The organism is Methylobacterium adhaesivum (assembly GCF_022179065.1).
Classification (GTDB): Bacteria; Pseudomonadota; Alphaproteobacteria; order Rhizobiales; family Beijerinckiaceae; genus Methylobacterium; species Methylobacterium adhaesivum.
Map to the genome: position 1 here is coordinate 399,736 of NZ_BPQD01000007.1, position 24,157 is coordinate 423,892.

The window sequence follows — 24,157 nt, forward strand, 5'->3', positions numbered from 1 at the left end:
CGAGCCGTGCGAACGGGTTTCGCACGGGCGTTCGTTTGGCATATCCGGCAGGCCCGGTCCACGCTGGCGCCGGCCCACGTCATCGGTCCTCGATGCGTGGGCCTTCGGTGGATCAGTGCCGCTTGCGGTCCGACTGACCGTCGGAAGAGCCGCCGACGGGGACGGGATTGCGCCCCTGCTCGGCGTCGCCCGCCTTCCAATCCGCCTTGCGCTGCGCATCCGTCAGGCCGCCGGGGGTCATGTCCGTGACGGCCGCCTGATCGGCCGTGTGGCCGCCGCCGCCCACGGCCGGCGCGCCGGGGGTGCCGACATCGTCGTCGGGCTTGCGGGTGGCGGCATCCGTCGGATTGGTGCGATCGGCCATGAGCTCACTCGCCTTCGTCGCTGCCGACGGGGGCGGTCGCCCGGTCGATGGCCTCGGCGGCGGCGCCCCGGGGAGACCCGGCGGCCTGGGCGGCGTCGCCGATGCGGCGCAGGTTCTCAGGGGGCGTCTCGGCCTCCGTCGCGTCGGTGGCATCGGACCCCGGCGTTCCGGAGGCGATACGGGCGGTCTCGGCCTCCCCCGAGGGATTTCCTTTGAGATCGCCCTGGGTCCGGGTGGCAAGACCGATGTCGCGGGCATTGTCCTGGCCGAGATCCTGGCCGTTGCGATCGGCGTAGGCGTCGAAGTCCTTCAGCGAGGGGCGCTCGCCCGTTGCGTCGGTCATGGGTGTCCTCCGTGGTTGGAGGGACAACGGGCCTCCGGGACCCCGGTTGCCTCGCGGCTCCTCACAAAGCACGTGGGCCGGGCACCGATGGCGCCCCAGGGATGAACTCAGCCGGGACGACCGAGATCGGCGCGGGCCGCCCGCAGCACCGCGCGATCGGCCGGGATGGAGAGAGCCGCCTCGGCCCGTTCGAGGGCGAGATCGGCATGGTGTCGCGCCACGCGGGCGAACTCCGTATCCCCCATGTCATGCAGGGCGGCGAGGGCCTTCTGCAGGCGCAGGCCGACCATCACCGAGGCGGCCCCATCGCGGGCGATCGGGCCGAACGCATCCTCGAACAGCTCGTCCGTGGCGAGGCCGGGAACCCGCAGGCGGCGATAGCGTGGCTCCGCCGGCGCCTTGGCCCGACTCTCGCTCCACAGGGCCAACACACGAACCAGCGTTCCGATCACGTCGACGACGGTACCCGGATCGTTGATGGCGGAGGAGAGAGCCCGCGAGGCCACTTCGGTGAGGACGATGACGCCGAAGCGCGGATCGTCGTCGAAGCTGCGGCGGTCCCCGATGACGAAGGCGTCGGCGAGGCGCGTCCGCAGGGCGTCGTCGGTCGGGCCGTCGATCTCGGCCAGCAGACGGCCGGGATGGACGAACCGCCCCGGCAGGGCGGCGACGTGGACGGTGAGCCCCGCCGCGTCCGCCAAAGTCTGGAGCGCAGCCCCGTCGACATGCTGGACGTAGCCCGTGCGCGCGGCCACGATCCGGGTCGCTCCGGCGGGCGCCGGGCACCAGGGCAAGCCTCCGAGATAAGGGGCGTCCGCCCGCCGCTGGATGGCGGCGCTCGCGGCGGTCTCGATGGCGTCGATGGTCTCACCGACGCGGCCGAGGTGGGACAGGGTGTCGATCCAGCGCACCAGGGTCGCGACCACCAGGGCGAGGACGAGGAGCGTGAGGCCGAACAGGATGACGCGGCCCTGCTCGCCGTAGATGTGCGCCTTGAGGGCGATGAGGCCGACGACGCTGTAGACGAAGGCGCCGATGAAGCTGCCCACGGCCGTCTGGGCGCGGGTGTCCTCCATCAGCAGGGTCACGGCGCGCGGCGTCGCGGTGTTGGTGGCGCCGCCATACGCCTGGACCATGGTGGCAAGGGAGAACGTCGCCACCGGCAGCATGCTGGTGGCGAGGAGCGACAGGATCTGATCGACGGCGCCCGCGCCGATGGAGTTTCCCAGATCGGGCGGGATCAGGGGCGCGAGCACCGCCGAGGCGAGGGCGGCGCCCACGCCTCCCACGCTGAACAGGGCGACCCGAACCCAGGGCCGACGAGCCCCGCGCCGCAGACGATAGAATGCCGTGGAGACCAAGGGATCACGCGGCTGGAGGAATCACGCGGATCGCGGATCGAGGCTCCGATGAGCCCGAACGTGCGAGCCCATCGGATCGGGTGGACGGGATCCGGCGCGAGCCGGCCCCGCCCGGGGTCTCAGATCCCTTCGAACAGGGCCGAGGAGATATAACGCTCGGCGAACGAGCAGGCGACGGTGACGATGCGCTTGCCCTTGAACTCCGGCCGGGCGGCGAGTTCGAGGGCGGCCGCGACGTTGCCACCCGTGGAGATGCCGCCCGGGATGCCTTCGAGCTTGGCCAGCAGCCGGGCGGTGTCGAACGCCGTTTGGTTCGAGACGGTGATCACCTCGTCGACGACGGAACGGTCGAGATTGTCCGGGATGAAGCCGGCGCCGATGCCCTGGATCTTGTGCGGGCCGGGCTGACCGCCGGAAATGACCGGCGAGTCCGTGGGCTCCACGGCCACGACCTTGAGGCCCGGCAGGCGCGGCTTGAGGACCGAACCGACGCCCGTGATGGTGCCGCCGGTGCCCACGCCCGCCACGAAAGCGTCGAGCTGACCCTGCGTGTCGTTCCAGATCTCCTCGGCGGTGGTCTTGCGGTGGATCTCGGGGTTGGCCGGGTTCGAGAACTGCTGGGGCATGATCGCGCCCGGAATCTCGTTGATGAGCTCCTCGGCCTTGGCGATCGCGCCCTTCATGCCCTGTGGGCCGGGGGTGAGGGCGAGTTCAGCGCCGAGGAAGGCCAGCATCTTGCGGCGCTCGAGGGACATGGTCTCGGGCATGACGAGGATGAGGCGGTAGCCGCGCGCGGCCGCCACGAAAGCCAGCGCGATGCCGGTGTTGCCCGAGGTCGGCTCCACCAGGGTGCCGCCCGGCTTCAACCGGCCGGATGCCTCCAGGGCGTCGATCATGTTGACGCCGATCCGGTCCTTCACGCTGGCGATGGGGTTGAAGAACTCGAGCTTGAGCAGGATCTCGGCGTCGATCCCGCGCTCCTTCGTGATGCGGTTCAGACGCACCAGGGGCGTGTTGCCGATGGTCTCGGTGATGGAGCCGAAGATGTGGCCGTGGCCGGGCGTGCGGGTGGGGCTCTGCGTGGACTCGGCCATGGTGATCTCCTGTCGCGGACGTTTCGGTGTCGCGCCGGAGATATCGCGTCGGTGTGAGCGAGGCAATCGCCAACAGCCTGGACACAAAGGGAAATCTTCTCCATTCCCAAGGCCCCCTCGCGCCCCCAGATATTTCATGTCGCAAAGTGCGGCGATCTTGGAATTTCCTTCCCCGACGCACGGTTCAGGACAAGCGCTCCACGGTCATGCCCGCGGACAGCCGGGCCTCGAGGACGCGCTGCGCTGGCGTTGCGACGCAGCACGGCGATTCGATCCGCGCCCGCGCTGCGAAGCCCGCCAGACGACGATCGATGGCGTGCAGCAGGCCGTCGCGGGCGTGATCGACATCGGAGTTGCACAAGCCCCAATCGAGGAGCACGCCACGCGGGGCTCCACAGGGCGACCCGCAGGGTTTCGGCCGCACCCGTGTTCCGGCTGGAATTCACGTGGGGGGGCAAGGCCCGACGATCAGACCCAAGGGGCCACGCCCGCCACGGCAACCCTGCCCGCACGAGTCTTCAGGCGACGGGCGTCAAGCCCGCAGGAGGGCCGCGAACAGAACGGCGAGGGTGGCGAAGGCTCCGCTCGCCGAGGCGATCACCAGGGCACTCGGATGCGGCCCAGACAGAAACGTGTAGCGCGTGTCCTCGCGGGCGCCGTTGCGCACCCCGCGTTGTCCCGCGGTCCATTCCAAACGCGTTCCCATCGGGTTCCCCGTGCCTGCCATGACGGACAGCAGGCGCCGGGGGCATTGAAGGAGGGGTAAATCCGAGCGGGCGAGTCAGGATCGTCCTCAATGCGGGCTTAAGAGGGCTCGCCGAACGCCCGCCGCACCGGGCGGATCAGAGCGCGCGGTCGAAGCGCAGCTCACCCTTCTGGCTCTTGATGACGAGCTGCGAACCGACGAGGTCCCACTGCCCCGCCGTGCGCAGCGCGATGAAGAAATCCTGTTCGCTGGCGCCGAGGCCCTTGTCGCAGGGCTTCTTGGTCAGGGCCAGGGGTCCGACGGCGAGGTGCTGATCCTTCAGGGGGAAGGCGGTGGCCGCGAAGGTGTTGCAACCGCCGTAGCCGCGCGCGCGGTACTGCTTGTCGATGATGAAGCTCGGACGGTCGTTTCCGGTGAACGACTTGCCGTTGAGGCTCACGGCGGTCCAGGTGGCGTCGAGGGGAAAGATCTTTTCCTGCGCCTTGGCGGCGGGAACGTACTGCTTCTTCTCCGGTTTCTCCCGGGCGTCCTTGCCGAAACCCGTGACGTTGCCGCCCATCTGGGCCTGCACCCGGGTCGCGGTGACAACCGCACTGGACGCGATGGCGCCGGCCATTGCGGCAATCAGGATCGCTCTCATCCTCGGGCCCCTTCTTCGGTTCAAGCGCCAGGCGACTCACGGCGCCGCGGCGTCGGTGGGCGACGTTCGCCCGCCCCGACGGTCAAGATCTCATCGCGGAGCGAGCGTGTCCTCGCGCCATTCCGATAAGATTCCAGCGCAAATATGGTCAAGGCCGGGGTAACGACGATTCCGGGCTATCCCGCCCCATCGCACGGTCCGGCGTTGAACGAAGAGCGCGATCCTCCGTTGTCGTCGAGGCAAGGCCGATGGCTGGAATGGACACGAGAGGTATCACGGTGGTGGGATCGGACGAGGGCGGAGCGAGCGGCATGACGACCAACACCATGAGTCCGGCGCAGTCCCGCGCCGCCCGCGCCCTGCTAGACTGGTCGCCAGCCGACCTCGCGGCCAAGGTCGGCCTGAGCGAGGACGTGGTGACGGGCTTCGAATCGGGCGGGATCGAGCTGGCCTCGGGACAGGTCGAGGCTCTGCGCAGCGCCCTGATGCAGGCTGGGGCGGTGTTCGCGGAGGACGGCTCGAACGGCGTCCGCCTCGGGACGCGGGGCGGCGACGAAGGCACCCGCCTCGGCGCTCTCACCACGGAGAACGATCGCTAAGGCGAAGGGACGGTACCCGCCGGCCGGCCTCCCCGAAAAACGTCAGCGTCCCGTGGCCAGGGCCTTGAGATCATGGCCGGGATCGGCGGCCGCGGCCGGGGTGAGGGCGAGCCCCTGGGCGAGGATGCGCCGGGCGGCCATGTGGTCGCCGGGCCGGTCCACGGTCTCGACGGCGCTGAGGCGTCCGTCGCGGAAGCGGAACACGCAGAGGCCCGCCGGGACGGGACGTACCACGCTCGTATCCGCCGGGGCCGCGAGCCCGGCGATCTGCAGCTTGTGCGGTCCTTGATCGCTCCAGAACCACGGCACCGCATCGTAGACCGCGGGACGCCCAGTGAGGCGGGCGGCGAGGCAGCGGCCTTGGTCGAGGGCGTTCTGAACGGATTCGATCCGGACCGGGGCCCCGTCGGCGAACCGGCTCGGCGCGCGGGCGCAATCGCCGATGGCGGAGATCGCTGGATCGTCGGTGGCGAGGACCGCGTCGACGTGGATGCCGTCGCCCACGGTGAGCCCCGCCGCCTCGGCCAGCTCCTGGTTCGGCACCACGCCGATGCCGACGAGGACGAGATCGGTTGCGATGGCGCTGCCGTCGCCGAGGCGCACGGCCGTGGCCCTGCCCTCCCCTTCGACGGCGACAATGCCGGTTCCGAACAGGAAACGTACGCCAGCCCCCGCGTGGGCGCGGGTGAAATACGCCGCCGTTTCGGCCGAGACCGCCCGCGCCATGGGGCGGTCGGCCGCCTCGATCACCGTGACGGCGAGCCCCCGCGCGGCACAGATGCCGGCGAATTCGAGGCCGATGAAACCGGCGCCCACGATGACGACGGACTGGGCCTCCGGAAGGGCGGCCTTCAGCCGGTCCGCGTCCGCCCGGCTGCGCAGCTGGAACACGCCGGCCAGCCCGGCGCCTGGCACGGGTAACGCCCGGTTGCGCGTCCCCGTGGCGAGGACGAGGTGATCGTAGGCCACCGCCTCTCCGTCCGCGCAGAGGAGGCGCCGACCGGGTCGGTCGATGGCGACGGCGCGCAGGCCGGGGCGATGGTGGATGTGATGATCGTCGAAATAGGCGGCCGGGCGCAGTTCAAGACCGGACGCGGTGATCTTGTCGGCCAGGTAAGCCTTCGACAGGGGCGGTCGCTGGTAGGGCAGGTCCGACTCGTCGCCCACGAGAGTGATGGGATCGGCGTAACCGGCCTCGCGCAGAGATGCGGCGAGCTGGAACCCGGCCTGACCGGCGCCCACGATCACGACACCGGCGCTCATGCCTCGAACTCCGCGGTGACCGCCGAGACCCGTGGCGTCAGGGCGATCTGGGGCAGCCAGCGCCCGCCGTCCTTGACCACGTAATCCCAGCACGCGGCGGCGGCGGGGCCGAGCACCTTGTCGGCCCGGCGCACGGCGTACCAGTCGCGCCGGATCGGCAGGCCCTGGACGTCGAGGAGAACGAGGCGTCCGCTCCCGAGCTCGGCCGCCACCGTGTGGGCCGAGATGAGGGCGATGCCCAGGCCCGCCATCACCGCCTGCTTGATGGTTTCATTGGAGCCCGAATCGATCCCGAGGCGGGCACGCTTGATCATGATGCCGTGCATGAACTCCTCGAACACCGTACGGGTGCCCGAACCCTCCTCGCGCACGAGGAAGGATTCCTGGGCCAGATCCTCGCGGCTCAATCCGGTCCGCCCGGCCAGGGCGTGGCTCGGGGCGGCGACGACCACGATGGGATGGACCCCGAAGGTCTCGGCCTCGATGGCGAAATCGCGCGGCGGCCGGCCCATGATGGCGAAATCGATGTCGTAGTTGCGCAGGGCCTCGACCATGTTGCCCCGGTTGCCCACGGCGAGGTTGATCTCGACGGCCGGGTGATGCCCGACGAAGCCCGAGATGATGCCGGGCGCGAAATATTTGGCCGTGGAGACCACGCCCATGGCGACCCGGCCGCCGGCGCCGCCCTTCAGGGTCTCCAGCCGGTCGGCGCAGGTTTCCAGCACGGTGTTGATGCTGTCGATGGCCCAGAGCATCTCCCGACCGGCATCCGTGGGGCGTAGCCCCGTGGGTGTCCGGTCGAACAGCAGTAGGCCCGCCTCCTCCTCCAATTGGCGGATGCGCGCGTAGAGGGCGGCCGAGGTCACGTTGAGTTCCTGGGCGGCTCGGGTCATCGTGCCCAACCGGGCGACGGCCGCGACGGCCTGGAGCTGCTTCAGGGAAAGGTTGCGCATCAGGCGGTTTTAGTTTTTTTGGAACTGCCCGCAAGTTTTTTCAAATCCCTGTTTCGTCGAAGGCCGCGCCGCCTGGCGCACCGGTTTCGTGAGGAAGCTTCCTCCGGTGCTCTGGTTGACTCCGGCCCTCTCGTGGCAAGGAAGCGGGAACTCGAAGGGGCCGACGGCCCGCTTCGGGACGATGCATGTTCGAGGGAAGGTGAGCCCATGTCGACGGAATCTTTTGAGATCGGGTCTCGCCTGGATGCGTGCCTCGCCGCCGCCGTCGCCGCCGACCCGGCGCTCGCCGATGTCGCCCGGGTGATCGCGGCCTGCGCCGCTGCCGCCATCGAGGTCAGCACCGTGATCGGGCGCGGGGCGCTCGCCGGCGACCTCGCGGCGCAGGGCGAGCAGAACAGCGACGGCGACGTTCAAAAGTTCCTCGACGTCTTCGCCCACGAGCGCTTCACCGAAGCCCTGCGCGGCGCCCCCGTCGCGGAGGTCGCCTCCGAGGAGGCCGAGGGTGTGATGCTCCTCAACCCCGGCGCGCCGCTGGCGGTGGCCATCGATCCCCTCGACGGTTCGTCGAACATCGGCGTCAACATGGCGGTGGGCTCGATCTTCGGCATCCGCCCCACGGCCTCGACGCCCGAGAATCCCCTCGGCTCCTTCACGGGGCCCGGCACGCTCCAGCGCGCCGCCGGTTTCGTCACCTACGGGCCGGCGACCTCCCTCGTGCTCACCCTCGGCCACGGCACCCAGACCTACACCCTCGACCGGGCGGAGGGCGTCTTCCGCCTCACCCATCCGCGCATGGAGGTGGTGCCGAGCGCCAAGGAATACGCCATCAACGCCTCCAACGCCCGTCACTGGGACCCGCCCGTGAAGGCCTATATCGAGGATTGCCTGCGCGGCGCAGAGGGTCCGCTCGACAAGGACTTCAACATGCGCTGGCTCGGCTCCCTCGTGTCCGACGCCCAGCGCGTGCTCCTGCGCGGCGGCGTGTTCCTGTATCCGGGCGACAGCCGCAAGGGCTACGCCCAGGGGCGCCTGCGCCTCCTCTACGAGGCCGCCCCCATCGCCTTCCTGATGGAGCAGGCGGGGGCCGGCGCCATCGACGGCGAGCGCCGCATCCTCGACATCTGCGCGGGCGCCATCCACGAGCGCGTGCCCCTGATCTTCGGTTCGCAGGAAGACGTGGCGTGCGTGGCGAAGTACTATGACGGCCGCAACCCAGCCGCCGGCCGCTCGCCCCTGTTCGGGCAGCGGGGCCTGATGCGCAGCTAAGGGTTCAGGGCCGCCGGTCACAGCGCATGTCGTCGCGTCATCCCATCATCTCGGTCACCGGCTCGTCGGGGTCCGGCACCACCTCGGTGCGCAACACCTTCGAGCAGATCTTCCGCCGCGAGGACGTGAGTGCGGTCTATATCGAGGGCGACGCGTTCCACGCCCTCGACCGGATCGCCATGCGCAAAGCCATGGCGGCCGAGCCGACGCTCAGCCACTTCGCCCCGCGCGCGAACCTCCTTCCCGAACTCGAGGAGGTGTTCCGTACCTATGGCGAATCGGGCACGGGGCGCACCCGGCACTACGTCCACGACGCGGCGGCGGCCGAACTCCACGGCACGCCGCCCGGCACCTTCACCCCTTGGGAGAATTTTGCGCCGGGCTCGGACCTCCTGTTCTACGAGGGCCTGCACGGCTGCGTCGTCGACGACAACGTCGATCTCGCCCGCTACGCCGATCTCAAGATCGGCGTCGTGCCGGTGATCAACCTCGAATGGATCCAGAAGCTGCACCGGGATCGCTCGACCCGGGGCTACTCGACGGAGGCCGTCACCGACGTGATCCTGCGGCGGATGCCCGACTACGTGCAGACCATCTGTCCGCAATTCACCTGGACGGACATCAACTTCCAGCGCGTGCCCACCGTGGACACCTCGAACCCGTTCATCGCCCGCTGGATACCGACGGCCGACGAATCCCTCGTGGTGATCCGGTTCAAAGACCCCAAGGGCATCGATTTTTCCTATCTCATCTCGATGATCCAGGGATCGTTCATGAGCCGGGCGAATTCCATCGTGATCCCTGGCGGCAAGCTCGACCTCGCCATGCAGCTCATCCTGACCCCGATCATCATGCAGCTCGTCGAGCGCAAACGCCGCCTCGCCTGACCCCGCGTCGCGAGCCTCGACCCGGCTCGGCAGCGCCCAGAGGAACCCGACCGTGACCAGCCCGATCATCTCGCCCTCGATCCTCTCGGCGGATTTCGCCCAGCTCGGCGCCGAGGTGCGCGCCGTTTCGGAAGCCGGGGCCGATTGGATCCATCTCGACGTCATGGACGGGCATTTCGTGCCGAACCTCACCTTCGGCCCCGCCGTGGTGAAGGCCCTGCGCCCCCACAGCACGAAGCCGTTCGACGTCCACCTCATGATCGCCCCGGCCGACCCCTATCTGGCGGCCTTCGCCGAGGCCGGGGCCGACACCATCTCGGTTCATGTCGAGGCCGGGCCGCACATCCACCGCTCGCTCCAGACCATCCGGGCCCTCGGCAAGCGCGCGGGCATCGCCCTCAACCCCGGCACGCCGGCGAGCGCGGTGGAGCCCCTTCTAGACCTGATCGACCTCGTCCTGGTGATGACGGTGAATCCGGGCTTCGGCGGCCAGAGCTTCATTCCCTCGACCCTCGAGACCATCACGCGCATCCGCGCCATGGCGGGGGGGCGTCCCCTCGACATCGAGGTGGATGGCGGCATCACGCCCGACACCGTGGCGCTTGCCGCGCGGGCCGGCGCCAACGCCTTCGTGGCCGGCAACGCCGTGTTCAAGGGCGGCCCGGCCGGCTACGCCGACCGCATCGCGGCGATCCGCGCGGGCGCGGGCGGCGACGCCGTGTCATGCTGAAGGCCCTGATCTTCGATGTCGACGGGACGCTCGCCGAGACGGAGGATCTCCACCGGCAGGCCTTCAACCTCGCCTTCGCCGAGATGGACCTGCCCTGGACCTGGGCCCCGGCGTTCTATGCCGACCTCCTGCGGGTGATGGGCGGCAAGGAGCGCCTCGCCCATTACGTCGAGACCCGCCACGCCGCGGAACTCCCCGCCCTCTTGCCGCATCTGGCGGAGATCCACGATCGCAAGACCCGGATCTACGGCGACCTCGTGGCAGGCGGGCGGCTCGGCCTGCGTCCAGGCATCGCCCGCCTCGTCGCCGAGGCTAGGGCGGCGGGCCTGCGCCTTGCCGTCGCCTCCACCACCAGCCGGCCGAACGTCGAGGCGTTGCTGCGCATCAATTTTCCGCGCGGCGACACGCCGTTCGCGGTGATCGCCTGCGGCGACGAGGCCGCCCGCAAGAAGCCGGCGCCCGACGTGTTCGAACTCGCCCTGAAGCGCCTCGGAATCGACGCCTCCGAGGCCATCGCCTTCGAGGATTCGGAGGCCGGCATCCGCTCGGCCCTCGATGCGGGGCTGCCCGTCGTCGCCACCCGCAGCCGCTACACCGAGGGCCATCGCCTCGACGGGGCGTTCTCCGCCGTATCGGATCTCGGAGAGCCGGATGCGCCGCACACCCTGTTGTCGGGCGTTCCCTGGCCAGACGGCCTGGTCACGCTCGCTGGGCTCCAGACATGGCAGGAAGGCCGCGAGGCCCGCGCCTGACCTCTATTCTCGCTCGGGACGCGCCTGCAGGATGGCGGCACGGACGAACGGGCGCTTGAGCTGGGGGCCGGCGTCGGAGCGGAGCACGAAGTCGTTGGCCCCCGGGTGGCGGCGAATGGCCTTGCCGAGATTGAGCCGGTAGCCCGCTTCGAACACGTAGGGGACGGCCATCGGATCGGCCATGTACGCCGCGATGGCGGCCTCCACCTCCGCGTCGGTAATGAGCCCGAGGTCGCACAGGGCGAGGATCGTCAGCTTTTCAGTCATGCCGATGGATAGGCCGGAACGGCCGGCCACGGCAACGCGCATCTGGCGCGCCTCCACCCGGACAGAAGACAATTCCGCCCGGATCGGGAAAAGTGGTGCCGGTTGCGGGACTTGAACTCGCGACCTACCGCTTACAAGGCGGTTGCTCTACCAGCTGAGCTAAACCGGCGATGCGCCTTGCGCTACCAGCGTGCCTGCCCGCGCGCAAGCCCCCGCCCGGACGGTCGTCCCTCCTCGCGTTCAGGCAGCCGACAGTTCGATGCGCCTAAGACTTGCTTACGGCCGAGCTTCAGCGAGCGAGTAAATCATCGAGAAACAACATAGAAACACACGAAAATAATTCTCCACTTAAGATACGATGAACACACTTTTCAGTACGCATTAAATCGTCGCCCGGTAGCACCACCGTCAACAGGACGGCGGAGAGGGCCCCGATACGCGGGACCCGGGGGCGAAAGCGCTGTGACACCAGTCTTTCGCATCCGCCCTCGAGCGATGGGCGATGATGACCAGATACGCGAGTGATTCGGGGACCCGGGGCGTCCCCGCGACGGCGGCTCCGCAGGACGGGCTGGGGGAACACGTGGCCTCCCTCGATCAGCGCGCGGTGGCGCCGGGCTCGGGCAGAGTGACGGTACGACCGGCGCGATCCGAAGCCGCGTCTCCCCCCCTCGACCGCGAGGCGCGACGGCGGATCGGCCGCAACCTGCGCCTGCTCTACGCCGACGTCCTGAATCAGCCGCTGCCGGATCGCTTCACGGCCCTCCTCGACAGCCTGTCGTCATCCGATTCGCGCGAGGACTCATGAATTGCCCTTCGATCCGGCCGCCCGCCGCACCGGGTGGCGCCGATGCCGAGATGCGCGACCTCCTCCTGGCGGCGATTCCGGCTTTGCGCGCCTTCGCGTACTCCCTCACCTACAACCTCGACCGCAGCGACGACCTTGTGCAGGACACCCTCGTGCGGGCCTGGACCAAGGCCGAGAGCTTCCAGCGCGGCACCAACCTCACGGCGTGGCTGTTCACCATCCTGCGCAACCTGTTCTACTCGGAGCAGCGCAAGCGCAAGCGTGAGGTCGAGGATGCCGAAGGCGTCCATGCGGGCCGCCTCACCAGCTTGCCCGAACAGGAGATCCGCGTGGAGATGCGCGAATTCCAGACCGCCCTCGACACGCTGCCCTTGAGCCAGCGCGAAGCTCTCGTTCTCGTCGGCGCCCAGAGCTTCACCTACGAGGAGGCCGCCGCGATCTGCGGCGTGGCGGTCGGGACCATGAAGAGCCGGGTGAGCCGGGCACGGGGCCGCCTCATCGAGACCTTGGGCATGACCGGCACCGACGATATCGGCGCCGACGCCCTCACCCGGGCCGCCGCCGGCTCGGCACCGTGACCGCCGGACACGGTCGCCCGCGATTCAGCGGTCGGCCGTGTCCATGGACGGCAAAAATCCTCTAAGAGTGCCTCGCGAAGCGCCCGGCCGCCGTCCTCGCCTCTGGCATGGCGGCGCGGCGGGCGTTTCGTAAGTCACATCCAGGAGGCGGGCCCGCGGCCTTGCCCCGCCCGTGACGGACTTGGCCCGCACGCCGAGCCGTCGCCCGAGGAGCCCCGCCATGCGCGCCCTGATCGACCTCGTCCGCGTCCTGCGGCCGCGCGACCGGCGCCGGCTCGCCCTCATCGCCCTCGGGCTCGCCGGTGCCGCCCTGCTGGAGGTGGTGGGCGTCGCCTCCGTCGTGCCATTCCTGACCCTCGTGGGCGATCCCGCCGCCGCCGGCCGCATCCCCTACCTCGCGAGCCTGCGCGACGGCCTCGGGCTCACCGACGACCGGACCTTCCTGCTGGCGACGGGCGCGGCGGCGCTCGCCGCCATCCTCACCACCAGCGTGGTGAATGCGGGCCTCACCTTCGCCCAGCTGCTGTTCACCAATCTCACGGGCTACGGCCTCGCCCGGCGCCTCCTCGCCCGCTACATCGATCGCGAACGCCTGTTCTTCGCCCACACCAACAGCGCCGAGCTTGCCAAGAATGTCCTGAGCGAGACCGACCGCCTCGTCGTCGGCGTCCTCACGCCGACCACCGTCATTGCCTCGCGCAGCGTCTCGGCCCTCGCCGTCATCACCTTCCTCGTCTTCTACGCGCCCCGTCTCGCCCTCATCCTCGGCGGCGGCTTCGGCGGCCTCTACGTGCTCCTCTATCTTGTCATGCGGGTGCGCCTCGCCCGCCTCGGCGCCCGGGCGGTGGCCGACAACGAGCGACGCTACCGGGTGGTGCAGGAGACGTTCGGGGCGCTCACCGAGCTCAAGCTCTACGGCCGGGCCGAAGCTTTCGCCGCCGGGTTCGACGGCCCGGCTCGGGCGTACGCCAAGGCGACGGCCGCCAGCCTGCTCACGGGGCAGCTTCCCCGCTTCGTCATCGAATCCCTGGCGTTCGGCGGCGTGATCGTCGTCGTGCTGTTCGCCCTGTCGCAGGGCCTCGAGACGGCCGGGCTGCTGCCGCTCCTCGGCCTGTTCGCCTTTGCCGGCTACCGAATGCTGCCGGCATTCCAAAACATCTTCAACTCCCTCGCCCTCCTGCGCTTCTATCTGCCGGCCGTACGGGTGGTGGTGGACGAACTCGCTGGCGAGCGGGCCCCCCGGCCCCGCCCGGCCACCCGCCTGCCGTTCGAGAAGGAAATCCGCCTGACGCGGGTGAACTTCGACCATGCGCCCGGACGTCCGACGCTTCGGGACATCGACCTGACGATCCCCGCCCACACCACCATCGGCCTCGTCGGCCGCACGGGTTCGGGCAAATCGACCCTCGTCGGCCTGGTCCTCGGCCTGCTCCACCCGACGGCCGGCACCATCGCGGTAGACGGCGTTCCCCTCGATGCCGAAACCCTGCCGGCCTGGCAGAACCGGATCGGCTACGTGCCGCAGGACATCTTTCTCATCGATGCATCCGTGCGTGAGAACATCGCGTTGGGCATTCCACCCGAGGCCGTCGATCCCGGGGCAGTGGAGCGGGCGGCGCGGCTCGCGGGCTTCCACGAAGTCGCCCTCGGCCTCGACGGCGGCTACGACGCCGGGGTCGGCGAGCGCGGCGTGCGCCTCAGCGGCGGCCAGCGCCAGCGCCTCGGCATCGCCCGGGCGCTGTATCACGACCCCGACGTGATCGTGTTCGACGAGGCCACCAGCGCCCTCGACGGCGAGACCGAGGCGGCGGTGATGGGCGCCCTCGCCGCCCTGAACGGCACCCGCACCATCATCCTCATCGCCCATCGCCTGACGAGCCTTACCGCAACTGACACCGTCCATGTCCTCGAGGGCGGACGCCTCGTCGCCTCCGGGCCCCTCGCCACAGTGATGCCCGATGCCGCAGCGCGGATGGAAGCGTCCGCCGGGGCGTGAGCGGGGCTGGCCTGCACAGGAAAATCCCGATTTGGCCCGGACTCTGCGTCCATTGCGGCGCATTGGCACGAATCGGCCGTATACCGGAACCTCCCATATCGGCTATCCTGTTCTACCGGACAGGGTTTTCCGCACGGGTCTCGGCCGTTTCGACGCCGCTCCGGGACAGATGGCATGGTTTGGCATGGTCGACGCTCTCGCTCAGAAATCGCCTTCGCGGATCGATCCCCTGCTCCTCGACAATCAGCTCTGCTACGCCCTGTACGCGGCGGCCCATCGGATGACGAAATCGTATCGTCCGATGCTGGAGCGCCTCGGCCTGACCTACCCGCAATATCTCGTCCTCCTCGTCCTGTGGGAGACGGACGGCATCACCGTCTCGGAGATCGGTCGGCGCCTGCGCCTCGATTCCGGAACCCTGACGCCGGTGCTGAAGCGCCTGGAGGCGGCGGGCTTCCTCGTGCGCAGCCGGCGGCGGACGGATGAGCGCGAAGTGGAGATCGTCCTCACGCCCCATGGCCAGGGCTTGCGGAGCGAGGCGACCGCCGTGCGTGAATCGGTGATGTGCCAGCTCAACATGTCCGAGCCCGAGGTTCAGGCCATGCGCGCCGATCTCAACGCGCTGATCGAGAACCTCAGCGCCGGCGGCTGACGGTCGGCCCCCGCGCCGACACGCTCTTTTTAGCCGGATAAGTTTCGCATCGGAGGCCGGGCGGTGTATGCCTCCTCGTCGAGACCGACCATCCAGCCGCGAGAGCCGATGCCGAATCCGGATTGCCGACCCCCCTTCCCTGCGGTCGTTCCTCAGTGCGGCGCGGCACGGGCAGCCTGCGGGCGCATGGCAGCTCCGTGCAGCGAACTGGCGAGGCTTCCGGGCGTTTGTCCCCGATGAATGCAACACCGGCCGAGACGGACCGCGAACCGAGGCGGCAGGTCGGCGCGCTGCCGTACCGACGGATGCGTGACGGAACCTACACGATCCTGCTCATCACATCGCGGGAGAGCAGGCGCTGGGTGATTCCCAAGGGTTGGCCGATGAAGGGGCGCAAGCCCTTCGATGCCGCTGCCCGCGAGGCCTACGAGGAAGCCGGGCTCCTCGGTACCATCGGCAAGCGCCCCCTAGGCTTCTACCTCTACGAAAAGCGCCTGAAGAGCCGTGACGCCGTGCTGTGCCAGGTGAAGGTCTACCCCCTGGAGGTACGCAAGCAGCTGAAGACCTGGCCCGAGAAGGACGAGCGGGAGGACCGCTGGTTCTCCCCCGCCGAGGCCGCCGATGCCGTGGCCGAGCCGGGTCTGGCCGCCATCATCCGCTCCGCGTGCAAGCGCGATGCGGACGTGTTGCGCTGAGATCGGAAGCCGACACGAAACTTCGCGCTTTCCGTGCGATTGAGGCGGTTCAGGTGATTGCCAAGCCCGAACCGATGGGCTAATCCCCCGCTCGTCCAGACGGAGACGCCGCCACGGCGAACCACTTGGACGACCCGCTGCTGTAGCTCAGTGGTAGAGCACTTCATTGGTAATGAAGAGGTCGACAGTTCAATCCTGTCCAGCAGCACCATTGCTCTCCAAAACTTTCCGAACTCAAAAACACCCATCGGACACTTGAAGCATCGCATCGCTCGGGTCTGAAGGTTTTCGCGTGCCCGCGACGCCGAACACCGGCTTCTCGCACGATCATTCCCGCTCCATCCCATCAGCTTGGCGCCTCGCCTGCTGCCGCCCGAGCCAGAGGCTGTTGAGCAGCCAGGCGATAGAGAGGGGCAAGGCCGCTACGGCCACCACCGTCGTGCCGAGACCCAGGGCGTCGATTCCGGCGAACGACCACGCTCCGATCTGGTCCCCCGTGCGGTAGACCACGGTGTCGAGGAAGTTCTTGGCCTTGTAGCGGTCCTCCCGCGGCACGACGGTGAACAGCACCTCGCGGATCGGCCGGGCGATGGCGAAGTTGCCGGCCCGGCGCAGGACCTGGAACACCAACACGGCGGTGATGGTCGGTGAGACGGCGAGCGCCGCGAAACCGAGGATGCTCGCCGCCGGCAGGAGAGCGAGGCTCGGGCCGACACCGATGCGCCGGACGATCCGGCCCGTGAGGAAGAACTGTACCCCGAGGGTGAGCACGTTCACGAGCAGATCGACGCTGGCGAAGAACGCTGTCTGCGCGCCGCGATTCGGAAAGCTCTCCTTGGCGATGCTGGCCTGCTCCAAATACAGGAACGTCGAGGTGACGGAAAACAGCAGCAGGAACAGGCCGATGTTGAGAAGGTAGGGCGAGCGGAAAGTCCGGGTGATGCCTGCGAAGGCGCTGCCGCCGATGGCGTGGGCGGGGTCCGCATCTCCGGCCGCCGGCCTCCGGTGCAGCCGGTCCGACAGGCGCGCGAGGCCGCGCATGCTGAACACCGCCATCTCCAGCAGGAGGGCCGCCCCGACGAGGAGCGCCCAGGTCGGCACGTCGCGGGCGAGGACGGCGGTGGTGGCCGAGCCCGCGATGGCGCCGAGCGTCGCGCCCGCCGCCATGAAGCCGAACAGGCGCTTGCCCTGCTCGCTGGAGAACACGTCGACGATGGTGGCCCAGAACACCGAGACCACGAACAGGTTGAAGATCGACAGCCAGACGAAGAACGCCCGGCCGATCCAGAGGTCGTCCGCGGGGCTCGCCAGATAGAGGCCGGCGGCGAACAGCAGGATGTTGGCGGCGAAGAACCGGTAGGTCAGGGGTACGAACCGGGCGCGCGGCAGGGTTTTGACCAGCCACGCGAAGGGCAAGTTGAGCGCCAGCATGCCGACGAGCGTGCCGGTGAACAGCCAGGGCAGGTTCTCCAGGCCGCCGGCCACCCCCATCTGGTCGCGGATCGGGCGCAGCACGTAGTAGGCGGCCAGAATCGAGAAGATGTAGGCCCAGGACCACGCCAGCGCCGGCACCTCGCCGGGCCGGACATCGACGAGGCGCCCGAGCCATTGGGTCGCCCGGCCGGGGGCGGCGGCGGCGGGACCGACCGCCCCGCCGGGGCGGCTCAACGCGCGGCTCCGAGGCGCGTCTTCAGTTCCGGGGCGGTGAGTTCGAGGGCGAAGCCCGGGGAGCCCATGGCGAAGCTGTCGGCCTTGGCGAGGGGGCCGACGACCACCGGATCGAAGCCGGCATCGGTCACAAGTCTCTCCACCATGGCGAGGGCCTGGGCGTCGTCGCTCGCGAGGGGAATCGCCATCCGGGGGGCCTCTCGGTGGGCGTTCTTGACGAAGACTCGGTAGTTCGCCGCGTTGAAGCCGCGCACGATCCGGGCGCCGCGCAGGTATTTCGCCGAGACCGCCGCGATGCCGTTCTCCTTCACCTCGCCGTAGACCTCGCCGTCGCGGGCCTGTGTGGCGTTGCCGGCATCGATCACGATCTTGCCCTGGAGGGCGGGGCCGTAATCCTGCGCGATCTGCGGATAGGCCTTGTAGGGGACCGCGATCAGTACGACGTCGCCGAAGGCGATGGCCTCGGCCGGGGTGCCGGCGCGCGCCCTGGGACCGAGGCTTTCGACGAGGGCCTTCAGCTCCTCGGGATGGCGGGACGACAGCATCACCGCGTGGCCCGCCTTGGCCCACAGGCCCCCGAGGGTGCCGCCGATGTTGCCGGCGCCGACGATGCCGATGCGCAGGGGCGACGTGGCGGCCTGCGCCCAGGCGGGCCCGCCCGCGGAGACGGCGAGGGACATACCCAGGGCTAAGGACATGCCGAAGGCCAGGGCCGCGCGGCGGGAGATCGGGTCAGAGCGCATCGACATAGGTCTCCATCCGGGCACGCAGGGCGGCATCGGGCATCCGGCCCCGCGCCGCCCCGAGGTTGTCCTCGACATAGGCCACCTTGGCCATGCCGGGGATCGGGCAGGTGACGGCCGGGTGGGCGAGGACGTATTTCAGGAAGAATTGCGGCCAGCTCGCGCAGTCGAATTCGGCCGTCCAGGGCGGCAGGTCGCGCCCCTGCACGGCCTTGAGCAGGCGGTCACGCCCGAACGGCACGTTGACCATCACGGCGATCCCGCGTTCGGCGGCGAGCGGCAGGATGCGCTGAGCGGCGACGCGATCGTCGAGGGCGTAGTTCACCTGGACGAAATCCAGGGTCTCGCGGCGCATCACCGCTTCGAGATCCGCGAACTGACTGTCGCGCCACACGGTGACGCCGACGTAGCGAATGCGTTTCCCCGCCTTGAGATCCCGCAGGGTGGCGAGGTTCATCGCCGTGTCGATGAGGTTGTGCACGGCCACGAGGTCGATCATCGCGGTGTTCATGCGCTTGAACGACCGTTCGATCTCGGCGAGCCCCGCCTCGCGTCCGGGCGTGCCGACCTTGCTGCACAAGAAGAGTTTTTCCCGCAATCCCGGCTCGGCCAGGATGAGGCCGAGGACGTCCTCGGCCGTGCCGTAGCTCGGAGCGGTGTCGATCACCGAACCGCCCAGAGCCACGAACCGCAGCACCGCTTCGCGCAAGGGGGCGATCGCCTCCGGCGTCGGCGCGACTTCGTAGCGGCGCGAGGTGCCGATGCCGATGGCGGGCAGCGTCTCGCCGGAGGATGGGATCGCCCGGCGCAGGAGGGCCGCGGGCTCCGCCCGCACGGGCGTCACGGCCTGCCCCAGGAGCGGCAGGGCGAGGGGGAGCAGGCCGGTGCCGGCCAGGACGGCGCGTCGGGATGGATGCATGGGCCGGGTTCCTCACGGGGACGGGCTGCCTCCGATCTAGGGCACCGCCCGGAAACGGGGAGGCCGCCGCCCTATCCGAGCGCCCGTTGCAGAGCCGAGGCGAAGCCCGCGAACTCGACGGTCCGGCGCCGGTAGGACTGGAAGAAGCGCACGGTGCCGGCGCGGAGCGCGGCGCGCGGAACTCCGAGTTCGAACCCGCCGCCGAGGGCGTGCGACGTTCCGAGATGGGCCGCGATGTCGGGCCGGGCGAGGCGCGCCGCGATGCAGGCCTGCGGTCGCCCCGTCGCACCGTCCCAGAGGGCGAAGGTGCACAGCACGGGGCCGAGGCCGCGCGCGAAGGCCCAGCCCCGGCAGTCCACGATTCCGCCGAGACCTTCGACGTTCGCCCGAGCGGCCCACTCGATGGCCGGCGGCCGCTTCAGCCGCTTGATGAAGTGCCGTCGGAAGGAGGCCGGCATCGCGCCGTCGATGCGATAGCGGCCCGGTCCCGGGGCGATCTCGAGGAACGGCGGCAGGTCGCCTCGGGGGGCCCGGCCACCGTCGAAGGTGATCGCGTAGCGTCCGGGCTCCAGGCCGGTGAGGGCGGCGACGAGGCGGACCGTGCCGTCGCCCGCCGCGGCGGGGCCGATCCGCGCGTACCACGCCGTTCCGTCCTGCCCGCGCAACCGGAGGCTTGGGCGGGCATCGGCCGGGCCGTCGCCGTCGAGGCGTCCCGCGAGAGCCCACAGGTCCCCCGGCCCCGCGAGGAGAACGCCCCCGGCCTCGGGCAGATTGTGGCGGATGTCGCGCAGGGCAGGGCCGGGCGCGGGCGGGCCGGTATCGCGGGTGAAACGGACGAGCGCCCCGTCCGTGGCGCCGCCTGCGAAGACCTGCCCAAGGCCCTGCGCCACCAGGGGGCCTTCACGACCGACCTGCACGAGGTCGAGGGTATGGGCTCCGAAATCGAGGCCGGCGACATCGACGGTTCCGGTGAAGCCCGCCCGCGCTGCGTCGGGGTCACCGAGGCTTGCGGCCACGTCCGGGCGGTCGTCCGGGTGCAGGAGCGCGTAGGCCGTGCGCGAGGGGCCTGTGAACCGCAGGTAGGTCCGCTCGGGTACCGGGGCGTCGAGGCGGCGCAGCCAGCCCTTCACCGAGAGATGCCGCAGGACGACGTCGTGACCGCTCGGTCGGGCGATCTCCCGGTCGTCGAGGCGCAGGCCATCGCGGGCGAAGACCAGGGTCGCGTGCGTGAGCGGAAGGGTGGTGGCCGGCAGGGCCCCATCGGGGTCGGGCAGGGCGTCGAGGAGGGGAACGGCGGGCCGGGTGCCCGCACCGCCCCCCGGCACGGCGGCCGCGCCGTCCCAGAGGATATCGCGCGTCACCCAAGAGGGGGCGTTGACCCGCAGGCCCATCTCCGCAAGCGACAGGTCGAAGGTCACGCGCAGCCGGTCCGGCACCCGGTCGTGCGGACACGGGCAGGCGGCGATGAGGCGCTCGTAGAGGGCCCGCACCCCGTCGAGATGGGCCGCCACGGTGGGGAAGTCCTTGGCCCGCACCGCCGCGCGCATCCGGTCGAGGCGGGCGGGATCGTGGTAGAGTTCGAGGAGCCGCCCCCGCACGGCGCCCGGATCGTGGGGCGGAACGAGGAATCCGTCGACGCCGTCCGTCACCCGCTCGGCAAGCGCCCCCATGGCGGTGGCCACGGGCACCAGACCGGCCTGCCACGCCTCCGTCAGGGCGATGACGTAGGTCTCAGGCCAGGTCGAGAGGTGAAGCGAGACGTCGCAGCCCGCCAGCAGGGCATGGATGGCGTGCGGCTCATAGGGGCCCGAGATGGTGAGGCGGTCGGGTCCGATGCCCCGCAGGCGCCCGGCATGATGCTCGTCGACGCGGCCGAACACCTTGAAGTGGATGCGGTAATCCTCGCAGATCCGCATGAGTTCGATGATGTCGCTGCCGCCCTTGTGGTGACTGAAGTTGCCGAGCACCGCGACGGTGAGGCGGGGGCCGTCCCCGGCGGTGGGGCGGGCCGTCCGCGCCATGGGAGCGGGGTCGATGGGAGCAGGGTCGACGGGGCTCAGCATCGCCAGGGTGACGATGCGGTCGGCTGCGATCTCGGGGTAGAACGCCCGCAGGTAGGCCCCCGTCGACGGCGTGCTCGTGACGAAGGCGTCGACGGCGCGCACGACAAGAGACACGAATCCGTCGCGCCGTGCCTTGGCCCCCGAGGGATAGTTGCTGGCGGCGACGAGGCAGGCGTCGCACTGATCGCGCCCGCGCCTCACCACGTCGCAGAAGCGGCCGGCATGGTCGAGGAGCAGCCAGCGCTCGCAGATGAGGTAGTGGTCGTGCAGGTGGTAGACCACGGGCACGCCGCAGGCCCGAGCCACCAGGGGCAGGCTGAGCGGCAGGTGGAGAAGATGGTGGATGTGGACGAGGTCCACCCGCTGCTCGAACAGGATCCGCTCGAACACGCCCTCGACATGGGGATCGGTGAGCTTGGGCAGGCCCGTCTCGCCACACGGCACGGTCTCGCTCACCCCCTCGCCTTCGAGCCGCAGAGACCAGTGCCCGTCGTGGAGGATGGGAAATAGAAAAAGGATCTCGTAGTCCGGCGCGAGGCCCGACAGGGCCTCCTGATAGATCTCGACGCCGCCGCCGCCGCGATGGCCCGCGCGGTTGTGGCTGAGCATCAGCACCCGGCGCGGAGCCGGCCGCCGTGTGGGACGCGGGCGCTGCGGCAGGGCGGCCGCCGCCGCGAGGATCGCGGCGACGCGGTGGTCGTAGAGGTGCTCGGCCTGTGTACGGGCCCGGGCCGCCCGCGCGGCCGCGATCCGCGCCTGCGGCTGCTCCAGCATCTCGCCGATGACGCGGGCGCCCGCCGCGTCGTCGGCACAGAGCGCGATCTCGGAATTTGGCTCGTAATAGTCGCGGATCTCGGGCTCGGGCGAGATTACCACCTGGAACCCGCCGGCCAGCGCCGTCTCGAACAGCCGGGGCGGCGGCGTCGAGCCTTGGGCCTGCTTCGTGTCGGAGGCGGAGAACACCCGCGGCAGGGTGAGGACGACGCGGCTGCGGTTGGCCAATCGCGCGAAATCGCGGTTGCCGCAGCGCCAGTCCGTGACCAAGCCCGGATCGTCGAGGGCGGGCGGACCGATATAGGTGTTCCACGGCAGGGCGAGCTTGACCTTCAGGTCGGGCGGCAGGCGTTCCAGGATCGCGTTGAGGCTCTCCACCCGGTTCGGCCAAGCGGTGCCGATGAACAGCAGATCGTAGAGGTAGTCCCGGTCGTCGCCGAGAACGGGCAGGTCCTGGAACAGGCTCGCGGCCGCGAGGGGCAGGTGCCGGGCCCGGCCCCCATACGCCGGGACGCTGGCCCGGTCGTTGGTGAAGACGAGATCGAAGGCCGTCGAGCAGCGCACGTTGTCGGCGAGCTCGTAGGGGTCTTCCGTGGTCCAAAGGATGCTCAAGCGCGCGAGTGCCGCGAGGCGGCCGAGAACGGGCGCGTGCTTGCGGGCGCCGCCGAAGGCGAACACGGTGTCGAGGCCTTCGTCCGCCAGGGTCGCCAGGGCGTCGGCGTGGCCGGCGAGGTGCACGCGTGACACACTGGGATGGCGCCTGAGGGCATCGGCGAGGCCAAGCACGATGTAATGGTTGTGCGTGCCCGGCTCCGTGTCGAGAAGCAGGATCGAGAAACCGGCCATGGGCGCTGCGTGGTCCGTCAGCGCCGGACCATGGCGAGGCGTGGTCGCTCGGGCGCGCCGGCCGTCTCCATCGTCACACGCGTACGGCGGCACAGGGTGAGGATCCGGGCCGCGCGCTGCGCGTAGGTGTGCTCGCGCAGGGCCCGGCTCTGGGCGCGGGCGGCGATGGCCTGGATTGCCGCCGGATCGTCGAGGGCCTGCGCGATGGCGCGGGCGATGTCGGCGACCCCGTCCACGAGCAGGATTTCCCGGCCGGGCTCGAACACGTCGCAGATTTCGAGACCGGTGGCGAAATAGAGCTGCGCCGAGCCGGCGAGGGCCACCTCGAAGGTGCGGGGGCCGGGCGTGGCCGGCGGCAGGGCGAAACGGCGGTTGGCGATGTCGAGGTCGCGCCCGATGTTGAGAGTCAGGCGGGCGCCCGCGGCATGGTCCGCCATCTCGGCCGGGCTGAGGCGCCGGTTCGTGGCGCAGCGGATGTCGGACGGCCAGTCGGTCCCGAGGATCGCCACGGGATGGCGCGACAGCACGGCATCGGCCCGGCGGATCAGGGCGACGCGGTTCGGATAGGCGACGCCGCAGAAGAACACCACGTTCTCCCGCTCCGACACCGGCACGAGGTCGCGAAAGTGGCGCGCCCGCGAGGCGGCCAGGGGCAGGTGGTGGACGTTGCCGTGCCGGTAATGATGCACGGCCCAGGAATCGTTTGAGAAGATGATGTCGGCGTTGAGTTCGGCCTTGAACGCATAATCGAATTCATAGGGGTCGTCGGTCAGCCAATAGGCGAGTTCGGCCCCGGCACCGTCCGCCGCGCGACGAAGTCCGCGCAGATCGGAGGCATCCGGCACGAGACTGCCGACGGCGACCACGAGATCGGGACGGAACTGACGGATCACCGCCGGCGCGAGGTCGAGGGGCACCGTCTTTACCTGAGCCTCGCCCAGGATTTCGACGAACCCTTCGGCGAGACTCGGGCGGATCGCGGTATTGGTATTCAGGGCATCTTGAAACGTACTCGTTACGAGCACCTTTTGTCCGCCGAAACCTCGCGCGGTGTGAAAATTCATCCTGTGTCTCGAGCTGAACAACGAAGCATGACGGTTTGACTTTGCGAACGCCAAAACAATAAGTCCGAGGCTTTCAATTGTCCATGCGTCCCATAAAAAGCTCTTACCAGGGACAAACGGCAATAG

General features: G+C 69.7%; 25 protein-coding genes and 2 tRNA genes. 11 read left to right on the plus strand and 16 right to left on the minus strand.

Annotated features, from left to right (window positions below):
* Positions 1 to 112 precede the first annotated feature (112 nt).
* The 7 genes from MFF01_RS09275 to MFF01_RS09305 form a co-directional block, all read right to left on the minus strand.
* The gene (locus tag MFF01_RS09275; protein WP_238224176.1) at positions 113 to 364 is read right to left on the minus strand and encodes a hypothetical protein; all 252 of its coding nucleotides are present in this window, start codon (positions 362 to 364) and stop codon (positions 113 to 115) included.
* 4 nt (positions 365 to 368) lie between these two features.
* Complete coding sequence (locus MFF01_RS09280; protein WP_238224177.1) at positions 369 to 707, minus strand: hypothetical protein; 339 nt, start codon at positions 705 to 707, stop codon at positions 369 to 371.
* Positions 708 to 814: 107 nt separating this feature from the next.
* Positions 815 to 2,068 carry a DUF2254 domain-containing protein gene (locus MFF01_RS09285; protein WP_238224179.1) on the minus strand — a complete coding sequence of 418 codons (1,254 nt, stop codon included), beginning with the start codon at positions 2,066 to 2,068 and terminating at the stop codon, positions 815 to 817.
* A gap of 119 nt (positions 2,069 to 2,187) precedes the next feature.
* Entirely contained in the window at positions 2,188 to 3,162 is a 975-nt protein-coding gene (cysK, locus tag MFF01_RS09290) for a cysteine synthase A (protein ID WP_238224181.1), read from the minus strand.
* A gap of 184 nt (positions 3,163 to 3,346) precedes the next feature.
* Positions 3,347 to 3,541 (minus strand): hypothetical protein, encoded by a 195-nt coding sequence (locus MFF01_RS09295; RefSeq protein ID WP_238224184.1) that lies wholly within the window; start codon positions 3,539 to 3,541, stop codon positions 3,347 to 3,349.
* A gap of 153 nt (positions 3,542 to 3,694) precedes the next feature.
* Positions 3,695 to 3,868 (minus strand): hypothetical protein, encoded by a 174-nt coding sequence (locus MFF01_RS09300; RefSeq protein ID WP_238224186.1) that lies wholly within the window; start codon positions 3,866 to 3,868, stop codon positions 3,695 to 3,697.
* Between the two features lie 136 nt (positions 3,869 to 4,004).
* Positions 4,005 to 4,508 (minus strand): META domain-containing protein, encoded by a 504-nt coding sequence (locus MFF01_RS09305; RefSeq protein WP_238224188.1) that lies wholly within the window; start codon positions 4,506 to 4,508, stop codon positions 4,005 to 4,007.
* A gap of 257 nt (positions 4,509 to 4,765) precedes the next feature.
* Between MFF01_RS09305 and MFF01_RS09310 the strand changes: the two genes are divergently transcribed.
* Complete coding sequence (locus MFF01_RS09310; protein WP_238224189.1) at positions 4,766 to 5,107, plus strand: helix-turn-helix domain-containing protein; 342 nt, start codon at positions 4,766 to 4,768, stop codon at positions 5,105 to 5,107.
* Positions 5,108 to 5,149: 42 nt separating this feature from the next.
* Here MFF01_RS09310 and MFF01_RS09315 read toward each other — a convergent pair whose 3' ends face one another.
* Entirely contained in the window at positions 5,150 to 6,370 is a 1,221-nt protein-coding gene (locus tag MFF01_RS09315) for an NAD(P)/FAD-dependent oxidoreductase (protein WP_238224190.1), read from the minus strand.
* Complete coding sequence (locus MFF01_RS09320) at positions 6,367 to 7,323, minus strand: LysR family transcriptional regulator (RefSeq protein ID WP_238224191.1); 957 nt, start codon at positions 7,321 to 7,323, stop codon at positions 6,367 to 6,369. Before MFF01_RS09320 ends, MFF01_RS09315 begins: the two co-directional genes overlap by 4 nt.
* 207 nt (positions 7,324 to 7,530) lie before the next feature.
* On the opposite strand from MFF01_RS09320, the gene MFF01_RS09325 reads away from it, so the two are divergent.
* Genes MFF01_RS09325 through MFF01_RS09340 form a run of 4 tightly spaced genes read left to right on the plus strand, consistent with a single transcriptional unit; the run spans position 7,531 to position 10,958 of the window.
* Complete coding sequence (locus MFF01_RS09325) at positions 7,531 to 8,589, plus strand: class 1 fructose-bisphosphatase (protein WP_238224192.1); 1,059 nt, start codon at positions 7,531 to 7,533, stop codon at positions 8,587 to 8,589.
* 26 nt (positions 8,590 to 8,615) lie between these two features.
* Positions 8,616 to 9,476: a phosphoribulokinase gene (locus tag MFF01_RS09330; RefSeq protein WP_238224198.1), complete on the plus strand. Its 861-nt coding sequence runs from the start codon at positions 8,616 to 8,618 to the stop codon at positions 9,474 to 9,476.
* 52 nt (positions 9,477 to 9,528) lie between these two features.
* Entirely contained in the window at positions 9,529 to 10,206 is a 678-nt protein-coding gene (gene rpe / locus MFF01_RS09335) for a ribulose-phosphate 3-epimerase (protein WP_238224200.1), read from the plus strand.
* Positions 10,200 to 10,958, plus strand: coding sequence for an HAD-IA family hydrolase (locus MFF01_RS09340; RefSeq protein WP_238224201.1), 759 nt, complete (start codon positions 10,200 to 10,202; stop codon positions 10,956 to 10,958). Before rpe ends, MFF01_RS09340 begins: the two co-directional genes overlap by 7 nt.
* A 3-nt stretch (positions 10,959 to 10,961) precedes the next feature.
* Here MFF01_RS09340 and MFF01_RS09345 read toward each other — a convergent pair whose 3' ends face one another.
* Complete coding sequence (locus MFF01_RS09345) at positions 10,962 to 11,267, minus strand: hypothetical protein (protein WP_238224202.1); 306 nt, start codon at positions 11,265 to 11,267, stop codon at positions 10,962 to 10,964.
* A gap of 51 nt (positions 11,268 to 11,318) precedes the next feature.
* Positions 11,319 to 11,394, minus strand: a tRNA-Thr gene (locus tag MFF01_RS09350).
* Between the two features lie 333 nt (positions 11,395 to 11,727).
* Between MFF01_RS09350 and MFF01_RS09355 the strand changes: the two genes are divergently transcribed.
* From MFF01_RS09355 to MFF01_RS09380, 6 genes are all read left to right on the plus strand, one after another.
* Positions 11,728 to 12,033, plus strand: a complete 306-nt coding sequence (locus tag MFF01_RS09355; RefSeq protein WP_238224204.1) for a NepR family anti-sigma factor — start codon at positions 11,728 to 11,730, stop codon at positions 12,031 to 12,033.
* Positions 12,030 to 12,611 (plus strand): sigma-70 family RNA polymerase sigma factor, encoded by a 582-nt coding sequence (locus MFF01_RS09360; RefSeq protein WP_238224206.1) that lies wholly within the window; start codon positions 12,030 to 12,032, stop codon positions 12,609 to 12,611. The genes MFF01_RS09355 and MFF01_RS09360 overlap by 4 nt, the downstream gene beginning before the upstream one ends.
* A 220-nt stretch (positions 12,612 to 12,831) precedes the next feature.
* A complete protein-coding gene (locus MFF01_RS09365; RefSeq protein WP_238224208.1) occupies positions 12,832 to 14,607 on the plus strand; it encodes an ABC transporter ATP-binding protein in 1,776 nt (591 codons plus the stop codon).
* Positions 14,608 to 14,791: 184 nt separating this feature from the next.
* Entirely contained in the window at positions 14,792 to 15,259 is a 468-nt protein-coding gene (locus tag MFF01_RS09370) for a MarR family winged helix-turn-helix transcriptional regulator (protein ID WP_238224210.1), read from the plus strand.
* 236 nt (positions 15,260 to 15,495) lie between these two features.
* Positions 15,496 to 15,954 (plus strand): NUDIX hydrolase, encoded by a 459-nt coding sequence (locus MFF01_RS09375; protein WP_238224212.1) that lies wholly within the window; start codon positions 15,496 to 15,498, stop codon positions 15,952 to 15,954.
* A 136-nt stretch (positions 15,955 to 16,090) separates the two neighbouring features.
* A tRNA-Thr gene (locus tag MFF01_RS09380) sits at positions 16,091 to 16,165 on the plus strand.
* A gap of 116 nt (positions 16,166 to 16,281) precedes the next feature.
* On the opposite strand, the gene MFF01_RS09385 is transcribed toward MFF01_RS09380, so the two are convergent.
* From MFF01_RS09385 to MFF01_RS09405, 5 genes are all read right to left on the minus strand, one after another.
* Entirely contained in the window at positions 16,282 to 17,622 is a 1,341-nt protein-coding gene (locus MFF01_RS09385) for an NTP/NDP exchange transporter (protein WP_373319704.1), read from the minus strand.
* Positions 17,619 to 18,365 (minus strand): NADPH-dependent F420 reductase, encoded by a 747-nt coding sequence (locus MFF01_RS09390; RefSeq protein ID WP_238224351.1) that lies wholly within the window; start codon positions 18,363 to 18,365, stop codon positions 17,619 to 17,621. The genes MFF01_RS09385 and MFF01_RS09390 overlap by 4 nt, the downstream gene beginning before the upstream one ends.
* On the minus strand, positions 18,355 to 19,284 hold the full coding sequence (locus MFF01_RS09395) for an aldo/keto reductase (protein ID WP_238224214.1): 930 nt from the start codon (positions 19,282 to 19,284) through the stop codon (positions 18,355 to 18,357). The genes MFF01_RS09390 and MFF01_RS09395 overlap by 11 nt, the downstream gene beginning before the upstream one ends.
* Before the next feature lie 71 nt (positions 19,285 to 19,355).
* Complete coding sequence (locus tag MFF01_RS09400; RefSeq protein WP_238224215.1) at positions 19,356 to 22,967, minus strand: glycosyltransferase family protein; 3,612 nt, start codon at positions 22,965 to 22,967, stop codon at positions 19,356 to 19,358.
* 17 nt (positions 22,968 to 22,984) lie between these two features.
* The gene (locus MFF01_RS09405; protein WP_238224222.1) at positions 22,985 to 23,992 is read right to left on the minus strand and encodes a CgeB family protein; all 1,008 of its coding nucleotides are present in this window, start codon (positions 23,990 to 23,992) and stop codon (positions 22,985 to 22,987) included.
* Between the last annotated feature and the right edge of the window lie 165 nt (positions 23,993 to 24,157).

Bases quoted from the DNA above. Each gene is read 5' to 3' on its own strand.
- MFF01_RS09275 (WP_238224176.1), bottom strand. From the start codon at position 364: ATGGCCGATCGCACCAATCCGACGGATGCCGCCACCCGCAAGCCCGAC.
- MFF01_RS09280 (WP_238224177.1), bottom strand. From the start codon at position 707: ATGACCGACGCAACGGGCGAGCGCCCCTCGCTGAAGGACTTCGACGCC.
- cysK (WP_238224181.1), bottom strand. From the start codon at position 3,162: ATGGCCGAGTCCACGCAGAGCCCCACCCGCACGCCCGGCCACGGCCAC.
- MFF01_RS09300 (WP_238224186.1), bottom strand. From the start codon at position 3,868: ATGGGAACGCGTTTGGAATGGACCGCGGGACAACGCGGGGTGCGCAAC.
- MFF01_RS09305 (WP_238224188.1), bottom strand. From the start codon at position 4,508: ATGAGAGCGATCCTGATTGCCGCAATGGCCGGCGCCATCGCGTCCAGT.
- MFF01_RS09310 (WP_238224189.1), top strand. From the start codon at position 4,766: ATGGACACGAGAGGTATCACGGTGGTGGGATCGGACGAGGGCGGAGCG.
- MFF01_RS09315 (WP_238224190.1), bottom strand. From the start codon at position 6,370: ATGAGCGCCGGTGTCGTGATCGTGGGCGCCGGTCAGGCCGGGTTCCAG.
- MFF01_RS09320 (WP_238224191.1), bottom strand. From the start codon at position 7,323: ATGCGCAACCTTTCCCTGAAGCAGCTCCAGGCCGTCGCGGCCGTCGCC.
- MFF01_RS09325 (WP_238224192.1), top strand. From the start codon at position 7,531: ATGTCGACGGAATCTTTTGAGATCGGGTCTCGCCTGGATGCGTGCCTC.
- MFF01_RS09330 (WP_238224198.1), top strand. From the start codon at position 8,616: ATGTCGTCGCGTCATCCCATCATCTCGGTCACCGGCTCGTCGGGGTCC.
- MFF01_RS09340 (WP_238224201.1), top strand. From the start codon at position 10,200: ATGCTGAAGGCCCTGATCTTCGATGTCGACGGGACGCTCGCCGAGACG.
- MFF01_RS09345 (WP_238224202.1), bottom strand. From the start codon at position 11,267: ATGCGCGTTGCCGTGGCCGGCCGTTCCGGCCTATCCATCGGCATGACT.
- MFF01_RS09355 (WP_238224204.1), top strand. From the start codon at position 11,728: ATGATGACCAGATACGCGAGTGATTCGGGGACCCGGGGCGTCCCCGCG.
- MFF01_RS09360 (WP_238224206.1), top strand. From the start codon at position 12,030: ATGAATTGCCCTTCGATCCGGCCGCCCGCCGCACCGGGTGGCGCCGAT.
- MFF01_RS09365 (WP_238224208.1), top strand. From the start codon at position 12,832: ATGCGCGCCCTGATCGACCTCGTCCGCGTCCTGCGGCCGCGCGACCGG.
- MFF01_RS09370 (WP_238224210.1), top strand. From the start codon at position 14,792: ATGGTCGACGCTCTCGCTCAGAAATCGCCTTCGCGGATCGATCCCCTG.
- MFF01_RS09375 (WP_238224212.1), top strand. From the start codon at position 15,496: ATGAATGCAACACCGGCCGAGACGGACCGCGAACCGAGGCGGCAGGTC.
- MFF01_RS09390 (WP_238224351.1), bottom strand. From the start codon at position 18,365: ATGCGCTCTGACCCGATCTCCCGCCGCGCGGCCCTGGCCTTCGGCATG.
- MFF01_RS09395 (WP_238224214.1), bottom strand. From the start codon at position 19,284: ATGCATCCATCCCGACGCGCCGTCCTGGCCGGCACCGGCCTGCTCCCC.
- MFF01_RS09400 (WP_238224215.1), bottom strand. From the start codon at position 22,967: ATGGCCGGTTTCTCGATCCTGCTTCTCGACACGGAGCCGGGCACGCAC.